Source organism: Cupriavidus laharis (genome assembly GCF_914271435.1).
In the GTDB taxonomy this organism is placed as follows: Bacteria; Pseudomonadota; Gammaproteobacteria; order Burkholderiales; family Burkholderiaceae; genus Cupriavidus; species Cupriavidus laharis.
The window spans coordinates 611,586-625,074 of sequence record NZ_CAJZAI010000002.1 but is presented as its reverse complement, the minus strand read 5'-3'; the positions used below and the strand labels follow the sequence as shown (position 1 = coordinate 625,074).

The 13,489-nt window shown below is 64.9% G+C and carries 6 protein-coding genes; 4 read left to right on the top strand and 2 right to left on the bottom strand.

The window, feature by feature from the left end; translation table 11 throughout:
* Positions 1–404 precede the first annotated feature (404 nt).
* Together LDO29_RS06630 and LDO29_RS06625 are read right to left on the bottom strand one after the other, a co-directional pair.
* Positions 405–1,133 carry a Crp/Fnr family transcriptional regulator gene (locus LDO29_RS06630; RefSeq protein ID WP_224078981.1) on the bottom strand — a complete coding sequence of 243 codons (729 nt, stop codon included), beginning with the start codon at positions 1,131–1,133 and terminating at the stop codon, positions 405–407.
* Positions 1,134–1,376: 243 nt separating this feature from the next.
* Entirely contained in the window at positions 1,377–2,312 is a 936-nt protein-coding gene (locus LDO29_RS06625; protein ID WP_224078980.1) for a LysR substrate-binding domain-containing protein, read from the bottom strand.
* 120 nt (positions 2,313–2,432) lie between these two features.
* On the opposite strand from LDO29_RS06625, the gene LDO29_RS06620 reads away from it, so the two are divergent.
* The 4 genes from LDO29_RS06620 to LDO29_RS06605 all read left to right on the top strand — a co-directional run bounded on the left by LDO29_RS06620 (position 2,433) and on the right by LDO29_RS06605 (position 13,363).
* On the top strand, positions 2,433–5,990 hold the full coding sequence (locus LDO29_RS06620; protein WP_224078979.1) for an indolepyruvate ferredoxin oxidoreductase family protein: 3,558 nt from the start codon (positions 2,433–2,435) through the stop codon (positions 5,988–5,990).
* 1,013 nt (positions 5,991–7,003) lie between these two features.
* On the top strand, positions 7,004–9,139 hold the full coding sequence (gene ppk1, locus LDO29_RS06615) for a polyphosphate kinase 1 (protein WP_224078978.1): 2,136 nt from the start codon (positions 7,004–7,006) through the stop codon (positions 9,137–9,139).
* Between the two features lie 987 nt (positions 9,140–10,126).
* Positions 10,127–12,679 carry a PAS domain-containing hybrid sensor histidine kinase/response regulator gene (locus LDO29_RS06610; protein WP_224078977.1) on the top strand — a complete coding sequence of 851 codons (2,553 nt, stop codon included), beginning with the start codon at positions 10,127–10,129 and terminating at the stop codon, positions 12,677–12,679.
* 39 nt (positions 12,680–12,718) lie between these two features.
* A complete protein-coding gene (locus LDO29_RS06605) occupies positions 12,719–13,363 on the top strand; it encodes a response regulator transcription factor (RefSeq protein WP_224078976.1) in 645 nt (214 codons plus the stop codon).
* The last annotated feature ends 126 nt before the right edge of the window (positions 13,364–13,489 follow it).

The window sequence follows — 13,489 nt, the reverse complement described above, 5'->3', positions numbered from 1 at the left end:
ACTGATGTGGCGGCCGTTATTCAGGTAGCACGGGGCATCGACGAGTGTAGGCTTGTTTCAGGTGATCGGCAGGCATCTCCACCCGGCAGCGAACGGCGATCGGGCCGGTTCGGCAGACGCGCGCGGCATCGACTGTGTGCGCCACGTCACGGGCGAACTGCTGACGCTCGATTGTTCCCTGCCGACTTTGGTCGGGCGGCCGTTGATGGCCGACTACGGCCTGACGCTGAACCCAACCGAGTGCTCGTCCGGTTGCCCAATCCACTCGACCAAGCTAACGAGGACTTCTTCAAGAAGAAGGGTATGCACGGATACAAGCCGTTAGGGGGCAGCTTTTGCGTCCCCCATCCGGAACTATCCGGTGCATCCAGCCGCAACTGTATGACCTTGCCACAGCATCCGGATCAGCGTGTCATCTCCCTCGCATCGCCAACCAGGCGCCGCACTTCCGCCGACACGATCGTATAGGCCTCGCCGGACATGGATTCGAGCCCGGTCCGGTCGATCACGACGATTCGTCCCCGCGTATGTTCGATCAACCGCAGGCTCTGCAGCTTGCCCATCGCTTCCGTGACGCCTTCGCGGCGGACGCCGAGCATCTCGGCGATCCGCTGCTGCGTGATCCTCAGTTCGTTGCTCTGGAGCCGGTCCAGTGTCTGCAGGATCCAGCGGCAAAGCTGTTCCATCAGCGTCCGGTGGCAAATACACGCCGCGGTCTGGCCCACCTGCGTCAGCAGCAGCTGCATGTACCGCATGACCAGCCGTTGCATCTGCGGCAGCCGCGGATACAAATCGCGCAGGTCGGTGGCGGCGATGCGCCAGCTCGTGCCCGGCTGGCTGACTTCGCAGCGCTGGGGCATGGACTCGGCGCCGGTCAACGCGGGCAGGCCGACCAGGCCTTCCTTGCCCACCGCCGCCAGTTCCACGCTGGAGCCGTCCGCATGGAGCGACAGCAGCGAAACCACGCCATCCTTCGGAAAGTAGACGTGCCGCACGCGTTGGCCAGCATCGCACAGCAATTGCCCGCCACGCAGCGTCACGGTTTCCAGATACGGTCTCAGTGCCGCCCATTCCGATTCCGGAAGCTGACGCAACAGTAGGTTGTTGCCACCTGTCCTGGTCGAAGTGTCCATCCCGCGCTCCCCGTTTGCCACGTTGCAAAGTTCCGATGGGTTCTTGCCGGTCTGGTGCCGGCCCGTGGGGCACATTAAGCGCGCTCTGTACGACGACGAACATTGGCTGAAGGGCTTAGACCCCATTTCACATGGTGTAAAGGTGTCGCCATTCGCCTGATGAAATGGGTTTCGGGGCTCGGAGTGCGGTATGCGGCCAAAGGTTGAGCCCCAGCCAAAGGGTTGAGGCGGTCCGCCGGACCGTCAGCTTCCGCACGCGTGGATCAGGAACTCCCGCAGCGCATCGGCCGGCTTCTCCAGCTTGCGCCCGGGCTGCCACAGCATGCCGACCTCCATGTCGGGCACCGCGTCGGCAATCGGCCGTGCGGCGATCTGCCGGCCTTCCAGCGACCACGGGCGGTACACCATGTCGGACAGCACCGTGACGCCGAAGCCATGCGCGACCAGCCCGCGCAGCCCTTCCATCGAGCTGGTGCGGAACGCGATATTTGGCGCCAGCTTGCGGCTGCGCCAGTACCGCAGCGTGGACGACTCGGCCTCGTCCACAGTGATGAGGATGTACGGGTAGGCCGCGATATCGCGCAGCGAAGGGCGTTCGATGGCCAGCAGCGGGTGCGTGGCCGAGGTCCATAGCTGCCGCCGTGACCGGATCAGCGTGTGACGGGAAAAGCGCTGCGGCCGCTCCAGGTTGGAGAGCAGCGCGATGCCAAGTTCGATATCTCCGGACAGCACGGCCCGTTCGATCTCCGGCCGGTCCATGTCCAGCAGGTCGAGCTCGATGTCGGGGTAGTTGGTGCGAAAGCGCGCAAGCAGGCCCGGCAGGAAGTAGCCGAGCACCGTATAGGATGCCGCGAGCCGCACGCTGCCTTTCAGCCCGTAGACCTGGAACCGCGGCTCGCGCAGGGCGTCTTCGACCGAATCCAGGATCTGCCGCGCATGCTGGTGGAACAGGTGGCCTTCGGCGGTCAACGCCACGCCGTGGGGCAGGCGGTCAAAGAGGCGCACCGCCAGCCGTTGTTCCAGCGTCAGCACGGCGTTGGTAATGGCCGATTGCGACACATGCTCGGCCGTCGCGGCCATCGAGAACTGGCCCGTTTCCGCCGCCGCGACGAAGTAGCGGAACTGCCGCAACGTGATTTCCTTGGCCAGCCGTTCCGGCGTCTCGCGAGCCTTTGCCATGGTTGCTCCCCAGATATTCGTTTATCAGATATCAGCTCTCGGATTTCATGATTTTACGATAACGATGGCGCTTTCTACACTGCTCCGGATAACTTCGACATCCCCCGGAGAGAGACACCCATGAATGCCCCGCTGCCACAAGCTCTGCGTGAGGCCCTGGCCAACGCCAGCCTGGACGACAAGTACACCCTCGACAAAGGCCGTGTCTACCTGAGCGGCACGCAGGCGCTGGTCCGCCTGCCGATGCTGCAGAAGGCGCGCGACCGCGCCGCCGGCCTGAATACGGCGGGCTTCATTTCGGGCTACCGGGGCTCGCCGCTGGGTGGCGTCGACCAGGCGCTGTGGAAGGCCAAGCAGCACTTGGCCGCCAGCGACGTGGTGTTCCAGCCTGGTGTCAACGAGGATCTTGCCGCCACTGCCGTGTGGGGCAGCCAGCAGGTCAACCTGTTCCCCGGCGCCACGCGCGATGGCGTGTTCTCGATGTGGTATGGCAAGGGACCGGGCGTGGACCGCTCCATGGACGTGCTCAAGCACGCCAACTCGGCCGGTTCATCGCGCCATGGCGGCGTGCTGCTGCTGGCCGGCGACGACCATGCGGCCAAGTCTTCGACCGTGGCGCACCAGTCCGAGCACGTGCTTCTGTCCGCCGGCATTCCGGTGCTGTACCCGTCCAACGTGCAAGAATACCTGGACTACGGATTGCATGGCTGGGCCATGAGCCGTTATTCGGGCCTGTGGGTGTCGATGAAGTGCGTGACTGACGTGGTGGAATCGACGGCTTCGGTCGATATCGACCCGGAACGCGTGCAGATCGTCCTGCCGGACGATTTTGCGATGCCCGAAGGCGGTCTCAATATCCGCTGGCCCGATACGCCGCTGCAGCAGGAAGCCCGCCTGCTCGACCACAAGTGGTATGCCGCGCTCGCCTATGTGCGGGCCAATCGGCTCAACCGCGTCGTGCTCGACTCGCCGAACGCGCGCTTCGGGATCATGACCGCCGGCAAGGCCTACCTGGACGTGCGCCAGGCGCTGGCCGACCTCGGTCTCGATGACGATACCTGCCAGCGCATCGGCATCCGCGTCTACAAGGTCGGCTGCGTGTGGCCGCTGGAAGCGCACGGCGCGCGCGAGTTCGCGACCGGCCTGGAAGAGATCCTGGTCGTCGAAGAGAAGCGCCAGATCCTCGAATACGCGCTCAAGGAAGAGCTGTACAACTGGCGCGAGGACGTGCGGCCAAAGGTCTACGGCAAGTTCGACCAGCGCGGCAACGACGGCGGCGAGTGGTCGGTACCGCGCGGCAACTGGCTGCTGCCGGCGCACTACGAGCTGTCGCCGGCGCTGATCGCCAAAGCCATCGCCAGGCGCCTCGAACATTTTGACTTGCCCGAAGACGTCCGCGCGCGCATCGCCGCACGCGTGGCACTGATCGAAGCCAAGGAGCGCGAGGCGGCGCAACCGCGCATCGCGGTGGAACGCAAGCCGTGGTTCTGCTCCGGCTGTCCGCACAACACCTCCACGCGCGTGCCAGAAGGCTCGCGCGCGCTGGCCGGCATCGGCTGCCACTACATGACGTTGTGGATGGACCGCAATACCGACACCTTCAGCCAGATGGGCGGCGAAGGCGTGTCGTGGACGGGCCAGATGCACTTCACGAACGACAAGCATGTGTTCGCCAACCTGGGCGACGGCACGTATTTCCATTCGGGCCTGCTTGCCATTCGCGCGTCGATTGCCGCCAGCGCCAATATCACCTACAAGATCCTGTTCAATGACGCCGTGGCGATGACCGGCGGGCAGCCCATCGACGGCGTGCTGACTGTGCCGCAGATCGCCCATCAGGTCCTGGCCGAGGGCGCGAAGAAGCTCGTGGTCGTCACCGATGAGCCCGAGAAGTATGGCGATGGCGTGATGCTGCCGAGCGGCGTTACGGTGTTCCATCGCGACCAGCTCGACCAGGTCCAGATCGACCTGCGCGCTACGCCGGGCGTGACCATCCTGATCTACGACCAGACCTGCGCCACGGAAAAGCGCCGCCGCCGCAAGCGCGGCACCTATCCGGACCCGGCCCGGCGCGCGTTCATCAACGACGCGGTCTGCGAAGGCTGCGGCGATTGCTCGGCCAAGTCGAACTGCCTGTCGGTGGAGCCGCTGGAGACCGAACTGGGCACCAAGCGCAAGATCAACCAGTCGTCCTGCAACAAGGACTTCTCGTGCGTCAACGGCTTCTGCCCGAGCTTCGTCACCGCCGAGGGCGCGCAGGTGCGCAAGCCGGCCGCTGCGGGCGGCAAGGGCGTGGGCGCTGATTTCGACACGCTGCCGCTGCCCGGACTGCCGGCGCTGGAGCGTCCCTATGGCGTGCTGGTGACCGGCGTGGGCGGTACCGGCGTGGTGACCATCGGCGGCCTGCTCGGCATGGCTGCGCATCTCGAGCGCAAGGGCGTGACGGTGCTGGACATGGCAGGCCTGGCGCAGAAGGGCGGGGCGGTGATCAGCCACGTGCAGATCGCCCCGAGCCCGGCCGGGCTCCATGCGACCCGTATCGCTACCGGCGACGCGCGGCTCGTAATCGGCGGCGACGCGATCGTCTCGGCATCGGCCGAGGTGCTGTCCAAGGTCCGGCACGGCGTGACTGCGGCTGTCGTCAACAGTGCCAACACGCCGACCGCAGACTTCATCAAGAACCCGAAGTGGAAGTTCCCGGGCGCGAGCGCGGAACAGGACCTGCGCGCCAGCGCGGGCGACGCCTGCGCCTTCATCGACGCCAGCGCGTGGGCGGTTACGCTGCTGGCCGATGCCATCTACTCCAACCCGCTGCTGCTGGGCTTTGCGTGGCAGAAGGGCTGGATTCCGCTGCTGCGCGACAGCCTGCTGCGTGCCATCGAACTCAACGGCGTGTCGGTGGAAAAGAACCGCCTCGCCTTCGAGTGGGGGCGTTATCTCGCCCATCATGGCGAGGCGGCGGTCAGGGCGATGCTGCCGGCCGCGCCGCGCGAGCAGGTGGTCGCCATGCCGCAGACGCTCGACAACCTGATCCGGCAGCGTGAAGCCATGCTGACGGCTTACCAGAACGCCGCCTACGCGGGCCGCTACCGCGACGCGGTCGAGCGTATCCGCGCGGCTGAGCAGAAGCTCGGCGCCGGCCGCAAGCTGGCGCTGACCGAGGCCGTCGCGCGCAACCTCGCCAAGCTCATGGCGTACAAGGATGAGTACGAGGTTGCCCGTCTCTACACCGATCCTGCGTTCCTCGACAAGCTGCGCGGGCAGTTCGAAGGCGAGCCGGGGCGTGACTACCAGCTTAATTTCTGGCTGGCGCCGCCGCTGCTGGCGAAGAGCGATGACCAGGGGCGCCTGCTCAAGCGCCGCTTCGGTCCACGCACCATGACGGCGTTCCGCCTGTTGGCCCGGCTGAAGGGTTTGCGCGGCACTGCGCTTGACGTGTTCGGCAAGACCGCCGAGCGTCGCGCCGAGCGGCAACTGATTGCCGACTATCTGGCGATGGTCGACGAGTTTGCGCAATCGCTGAGTGTTGATCGGCTTGAGGCGGCCATTGCGCTGGCAACTTTGCCGGATGACATCCGAGGCTTTGGGCATGTGAAGGAGAGCAGCATGCATGCTGCGGCCGGCCGGCGCGATGCGTTGCTCGCGCGGTATCGGGAGGGGGCGCGGTTGGTTGCGTGATGGTGGCTTGTGGTGCTGGCGGGGTGGTGGCGATTGCGTTGTTGTGCTTGGCAGGCGTGGCTGTTTCGCCGGCGTAGCCGGCGAGTCACTTTTCCCCGAGCGGGAAAAGTAACCAAAAGCGCGTTACGTGGCTGACGAAGGGCCGACGTGCTGACGGTCCAGTGGCATAACCAGACTGCCTGCCGCGTAGATGATTAGGATGGGACAGGGCGTACGAGCGAACCCGGATTACGGAGTGGACCCTGCTAACAGCGATATCGCGTGGACGCCTACGGCTGCGCTGCGCGCGGTCAGTAGTCTGGGCGCGAAGGTCTAGCCCGAACCACGCCGTAGTAGCGAAGCCCTTGGCGCATGTGCCATGCGCGAAGTGAAAGAATGAGGAAGGGGGAAGCGCGAGCACCAGCGACGTTGATGATGCCCTCGCTCTGCCCAGGACGCCGCGCGCAGCGCAGCCGAAGGCGTCCACGCGATACCGGTGGTAGCAGGGGCCACGGACAGTTTCGGGGCTCGTTCAATCATTGCTTGAAAGCCTACCCACCCTCGTGCACCACGCGGCAGGCAGCCAGGCACACTCTGAAGCCCATCCCCGTACAACACCCTCAGCACACTACGATCAATATTCGCCCGTTAGGGCAAGCGACGCGCTTCTTGCCTACTTCTTGTCGCTCGGACAAGAAGTAGGTCGCCGGCTACGCCGGCGAAACAGCAGCACCTGCCAAGGGCGAGGACCCAATCATTCACCGCAGAACCCCGCCGGCTACGCCGGCGAAACAGCCACGCCTGCCAAGCACGACAACCCAATCATCCACCGCAAAACCCCGCCGGCCACACCGGCAAAACAGCAGCGCCCGCCAAGCGCACCGAGCCAGCTCAATCAAAAAATCTGAATCCGGAAAACCATACCAACCAAGCATGGGAATGCGATTTCCCAGTCACGGTGGACTAGAATTCCAAGCAGGCCCTTGCCGGCATTCCCCTCCTGTGTGAGGCCGAATCTTCTGACCGGATGCCAAATGGAAGACGACTCGATCCCCTTGCCGAGCACGCTGTCCCCGCTGGCTGATCGTGACACGCTGCAGGCGCCGGAAACGTCGTCCGCATCACCGAACGGCAACGCGTTGTTCGTCAATCGCGAGCTGAGCCAGCTCGAGTTCAACCGGCGCGTGCTGCTGCAGGCAGCCGATCCTGGCACGCCGTTGCTGGAGCGCTTGCGTTTCCTGTGCATCTTCAGCAGCAACCTGGACGAGTTCTATGAAATCAGGGTGGCCGGGCTGAAGGAGCAGTGCCTGGTCCAGTCGCCCGTGACCGGCCCCGATGGCCTTTCCCCGCAGGCGCTCTACGAGCTGGTGAATGCCAGGGTGCGCGAGCTGGTGACCTTGCAGTACCAGATGTTCAACGACGTACTGATCCCGGCCCTCGCCGCCGAGCAGGTCTGTTTCCTGCGGCGGCCGTCCTGGAGTCCGGCGCAGGCGGAGTGGATCCGCGAGTATTTCTTCAATGAACTGATGCCCGTGCTGACCCCGATCGGGCTGGATCCGGCACACCCGTTTCCGCGCGTGCTGAACAAGAGCCTGAACTTCGCGGTGGAGCTCGAAGGCAAGGATGCGTTCGGTCGCCGCTCGGGAAACGCCATTGTGCAGGCGCCGCGCGCGTTGCCGCGCGTCATTGCCTTGCCGCCGGAGGTGGCGGGTTGCCGGCACGGCTTTGTCTTCCTCTCATCCATCCTGCACGCGCATGTCTGCGAGTTGTTCAATGGCATGACGGTGCGTGGCTGTTACCAGTTCCGCGTGACGCGCAACAGCGAGCTCTTCGTGGATGAGGAAGAAATCAAGAACCTGCGCGACGCCCTGCAGGGCGAGCTCCCGCAGCGGCATTTCGGCGATGCTTTGCGGCTGGAGGTGGCCGACAACTGCCCGCCTGCCGTGACCCTCTTCCTGCAGCAGCAGTTCGGCTTGTCCGCAACGGAGGTGTTCTCGGTCAACGGGCCCGTCAACCTGGTGCGCCTGCTGCAGGTGCCGGAACAGGTCGACCGGCCTGATCTCAAGTACCCACCTTTCCGCCCCGGCTTGCCCAAGAGCCTTCAGCAGCAATCCGACATGTTCCGCGCTATCCGCGACGGCGACATCCTGTTGCATCACCCGTTCCAGTCGTTTGCCCCGGTGGTGGACTTTGTTCGCCAGGCTGCGCAGGATCCGGATGTGGTGGCCATCCGCCAGACCGTCTACCGGGCGGGGCATGATTCGGTGCTGCTGTCGGCGCTGACCGAAGCGGCGCGAAAGGGCAAGGAGGTCACGGCAGTCGTGGAACTGCTGGCGCGCTTTGATGAAGAAGCCAATATTGGCTGGGCGGCGCAGCTCGAAGAGGCCGGGGCACACGTTGTCTACGGTGTGGTCGGCTACAAGGCGCATGCCAAGATGGTGCTGGTCGTCAGGCGGGAAAGCGGCCGCCTGCGGCACTATGTGCACCTCGGCACCGGCAACTATCACAGCCAGACGACACGCTTCTATACCGATTTCGGGTTGATGACCTGCAATCCGGAGATTACCCAGGACATCGCGAATGTCTTCGGGCAACTGACCGGCCTGGGGCAGATCAGCAAGACGGCCCATGTCTGGCAGTCGCCGTTCACGCTGCACAAGTCGCTGCTGCAGGCCATCCGGCGCGAGGCCGAGCATGCCAGGGCGGGCCGCAAGGGCTGGATCATTGCCAAGATGAATGCGCTGCTCGAACCAGGCCTGATCCAGGCGCTCTATGACGCTTCGCGCGAAGGCGTGCGCGTCGACCTGATCGTGCGGGGGGCCTGTGCCTTGCGGCCGGGCGTGCCGGGACTGTCCGACAACATCACCGTGCGTTCCGTCATCGGTCGTTTCCTCGAGCATTCGCGGATCTTCTACTTCTACAACGACAAGGCCGAGGATGTGATGCTCTCCAGTGCGGACTGGATGGATCGCAACCTGTTCCGGCGTATAGAAGTCTGCTTTCCCGTCCTGGATCCGCGCCTGAAAAAGCGCGTGATCGGCGAAGGCCTGAAGCCCTACCTGCGCGACAAGCGCGATGCCTGGGAGATGGAGCCGAACGGAAGCTACCGGCGCAGGCGGTCCCGTCAGGGGGAATCCGCGCAGAGCATGTTGCTGGCAAGCCTGACCTGAGCTGGCGGGCGGGAACCGTCATGGATGGCGCGCTGCCTGCGCGGCATTGACATGCAGCTGTCACATCCAGCCCCGATACTTCGCGCCATGGTTGGATGGCGCGATCAGAGGGTGTGAATAATGCGCCGCATTTCCGATGCTGCCCCCGCCGGCAGTTGCTTCACGTGGGCCCCCAGAGACTACGGAAGCCGGTGCGGGGCTTTCAATCAAGTCGCGGGGGTAAGAGGCTGTCCTTGGGGACGGCCTCTATTTCTTTGCGGGCACGGTTGCTGACAGGTGACCCTCGGCTACGACCGAGAACCGTGCCATGCCGACCTTGGGCCGTCTACGCTCGGAACGGGAACGGCGACCACATCCTTCGGGGTTATTGGTGCATCACTCCCGCCGCAATGGTCCTGCACAGAATGCTGACACACCGCAAGGTGTCCCTAAGCGCCGATCCTAGAATGGCTGCCGGTCGTTGCCCCAACCTGGTGGATGACAGAACGCCGGACAGATTCCACGCGCTCGTCTCCGATTCCCTCGACGGCATGGTCCTACGCCAAGGCATCATGAGGCGGTCTTATCCCATCTTCGTCGCCTGAACGTGGTCGAGCCTGACGGGCTCTGGCCTTTCGGACGTCCTTCCTCTTCCAGAGCGAGCGGCTGCGGGTGTTCGCCCGGACTGCACCAGAATTGTCTGAAGAATCGAATTCCTTCTATAGCCGGCCGCGACGCGCCCGGCCTAGACTTTTCCTCACGTTGCCAAAACTCGTGCCGGCAGCAATATCTGCCGGCGCGTAAGAAAGGGACCCATACGGCCAGCGCCGAGTTCGCATAGAGACGATCCGGGAGGCATGCAGACGGCGCGTTGACACAACGCGGCCGGTGTATCGGCCGTCCCCAGGGCGAGGCGTGGCGCTGCCATCAGCGTGACACACGACGAATCGAGCAGGCCCTCTGCCCAATGCGGATTTTTGCCACCACGGACCATAAGAAAAGAAAGCCATGGAGACAGAGTGGAACCGATTGGGGTCGCATATCAGCCGCGCGCTGTTCGCCGGCGCGTTGTTCTTGTTCCTTGCCGGAGCGGCACAGGATATCGCTGTGCAGGGTGGCATGCCCATGCACGCGGTCCTCGCCGGGCACGGGCCGTGGCTGGCCGCGCTCCACGCTGCATGGCCGATCCTCTTGCCTGTCATGGCTGTCAGCCTGGCCCTGGCCATCGGCTATGTGCGCATGCGCAGGCTGATCGCTCAGCGCGTGAAGGCCGAGGCGAAGCTTGGCCACGAACTGGTGCTCAAGGAAGCGCTGCTGGCCTGCTTGCCGGAGCCCGTGGCGGCAAAGGGTCCGGACCTCCGGTACATGGAGCTCAATCCGGCGTTCGAGCGCTTCTTCGGCATCCGGAAGGCGGATGCCATCGGCAGGCATGCACTGGAAGTCGAGCACCTGAGGGAGCGGATGACCGGCGATCTCCTTGCGTTGCAGGACGAGGCAATCCGGACCATGGAACCGCGCCAGGCGCAGCTTTATATGAGCAATGCAGCGGGCCAGCCGCGGCGGGTGAACTTCTGGGCCCTGCCGTTCCGCAACCCGGATGGCACGCCGGGGGGCATCGTGACCGTGCATTTCGATGTCACCGATCTCCATCGCCACGCCGCTGCGCTGAATGAGGCAAAGGACGCAGCAGAATCGGCCCTGCGTGCCAAGGAGGGCTTCCTTGCCATGATGAGCCATGAGATCCGCACGCCGATGAACGGCATTCTCGGTCTTGTCGAACTGCTGCAGAACACGGCGCTGACGCCAGAGCAGCAACGCATGCTGGCCCTGGCGCGCGAGTCCGGCCAGGCGCTTGCGCAGGTCCTGGACGATATCCTGGACTACGCGAGGATAGAGGCCGGCCGCCTGGCGATCGTGCCGGCGCCGCTGGACCTGCGCGAGCTGTTCGACAGCGTCTCGTCATTGCTGTTGCCGCAGGCGCACGAGAAAGGCCTGCAGCTCCGCCTGCATGTCAGCCCGGACGTGCCTGCCACGGTACGGGCCGACGGCATCCGCGTGCGCCAGATCCTGTTCAATCTGCTCGGCAATGCCATCAAGTTCACCGACCGGGGCAGTGTGACGCTGCGCGCCACGGTCGAAGCTTGCGTGTCGGGTACGGCTACGGTACGCGTGGAAGTGCAGGATGCCGGTGTCGGCATATCCCGCGCGGATATGCACCGGCTCTTTACGCCGTTCGTGCAGAGCGAACGCAGTTCGACGCGCCGGTTCGGCGGTACAGGACTGGGTCTTGCCATCTCGCGGAACCTGGCGGCAATGATGGGAGGCAGCCTGACGCTGGCCAGCGAGGAGGGCGCCGGCACCACGGCGGCATTGCTGGTGCCGTGCTCGGTCCTGTGCCAGCGATATGACCTGCCGTTGCTGAAGCACCGGAAAGTGGCCATTGATGTTCGCGATCCGGAGGTCGAGCGATCGCTGCTGGCCCATGTGCAGACGGCCGGCATGCTGGCGGTGACGGGAGCGGAGGATGCACATCAAGCCGCCATCGTGTTCTCGGATAAGGAGCCACAGCCAGCGAACGGCGAGGACGAGCGCGTGGTCCGCGTGACAACGAAATGGAAGCCGCTCGGCTTCACGGCCGATGACGATGGCAGTGTGCGGCTGAGCGTCAATCCGCTGCGCTGGGTAGCGTTCATCGGCGCCGCGGAACGGGCGCTTGAACGGCAGTCGGCGACGCCAGGCGCCGGCAGCATGGCTTGCGCGTCGCAAGCGCCCGCAGCGCTGCAAGCGCCAGCGCGATGGCGGATCCTCGTGGCCGAGGACCACCGCATCAACCAGGAAGTCATCCGGCTGCAGCTGGTGCTGCTGGGCCATGTGCCTACGGTGGTCGACAACGGCAAGGCAGCGCTGGACGCGCTGTCCGCTGGTGCGTTCGACCTGGTGTTGACGGACTTCCACCTGCCCGTCATGGACGGCTTTGCGCTGACGTGTGCCATCCGCGCCAGCCAGGACCCCGCGATACGGAGGCTGCCTGTGGTGGGCATTACCGCGACCACGGTGCGGCAGGAGCATCAGCGCGGCTTCGCGGCCGGCATGCGCGCGTGCGTACTGAAGCCGACCACGCTGGCATCGTTGCAACAAGGGCTGGCGACAGCGATGCACGGGAGTGACAGCGATCCCGTACCGATAGGGTTCGGCCCGCCTCATGCCGGCGGAACGGGTGTGCCCGGCTTCGATGCCACGCTTGTCAGGCGCGAGGCCCTGTTGTCGGTGCTCGACCCGGGCTCCGGCGTAGCGGGGCTGCAAGCATGCTGCACGGCGCTTGCCAGGGACCGCGAGGCCCTGGTCGATTGCCTGGACAGGGAAGCCATGGATGAACTGAAGGCGTGGTGCCATCGCATGCGTGGCGCGCTTTCCGTATTCGGCCAGCCTCATGTGGACGACATCCTGGGCCGCTTCCAGCGGATCGTACAGGCGGGCGACCGCGACGAGATCCGCGACGCCAGTCTGCCGGTGCTGGATGTGATCGCCCACCTGATGCAGGTGCTCGGGCATGGACGGTAATCGTGGTGAAGACCTTCAATCCGGAGATGTGGAATAGCGATGGCAATCAGGGTAATTCTGGCGGATGACCATCCGCTGATCATCTTCGGGGTGCGGCAGACGCTTGCGGCGGCCACAGGTATCCGGGTGGTGGCGGACGCGCCCAATCCCAGGGCGCTGACCGAGTTGTTGCGCAACGTGCCGTGCGATGTGCTGGTCACCGATTTCTCCATGCCGTGCGCCGACGCGCCCGATGGCCTTGCGATGCTCACCGCCATCCGGTCCAGGTTCCCGCAGGTCCGCGTGGTGGTGCTGACCATGCTGGAGAACCCCGGCCTGATGGCCAGCATGCAGGATGTCGGCGTCCTGGGCATTGTGAACAAGCGCGATGACCTGTCGGAACTGCCGGCAGTGATTGCGGCGGCGTACCGGCGCGGGAAGCTGCTCGGTACCTCGGTACGGGAGGAAATGAAGCGCTGGGAGCACCAGATGTCGCGCAAGCATGCCTGCCGCAACCTGAGCCCGCGCGAAATGGAGGTGGTGCGCATGTATGTCAACGGCATGACGACAACCGAGATGGCGCGATACCTGCATCGCAGCGTCAATACGGTGAGCACGCAGAAGACCAATGCCATGCGCAAGCTGGGCGTTTCCAACGATGCCGAACTGTTCGACTATGCACTCGAACATGGGCTGAAGTCCTGACGCGCTCATTTCGGGACAGCGCGGTGGCGGGACAACGAGCCTACAGCAACCCGCGGCCGCGACGCGCAATGGGCACGTGGTGGCCGGCAGGCGCCGGAGCGGGGCCGCCCGGCCCCGCTCAGCATC

Excerpts from the sequence above, each read along its gene's own strand:
- LDO29_RS06625 (WP_224078980.1), bottom strand. The coding sequence starts at position 2,312 with ATGGCAAAGGCTCGCGAGACGCCGGAACGGCTGGCCAAGGAAATCACG.
- LDO29_RS06620 (WP_224078979.1), top strand. The coding sequence starts at position 2,433 with ATGAATGCCCCGCTGCCACAAGCTCTGCGTGAGGCCCTGGCCAACGCC.
- LDO29_RS06630 (WP_224078981.1), bottom strand. The coding sequence starts at position 1,133 with ATGGACACTTCGACCAGGACAGGTGGCAACAACCTACTGTTGCGTCAG.
- LDO29_RS06610 (WP_224078977.1), top strand. The coding sequence starts at position 10,127 with ATGGAGACAGAGTGGAACCGATTGGGGTCGCATATCAGCCGCGCGCTG.
- LDO29_RS06605 (WP_224078976.1), top strand. The coding sequence starts at position 12,719 with ATGGCAATCAGGGTAATTCTGGCGGATGACCATCCGCTGATCATCTTC.
- ppk1 (WP_224078978.1), top strand. The coding sequence starts at position 7,004 with ATGGAAGACGACTCGATCCCCTTGCCGAGCACGCTGTCCCCGCTGGCT.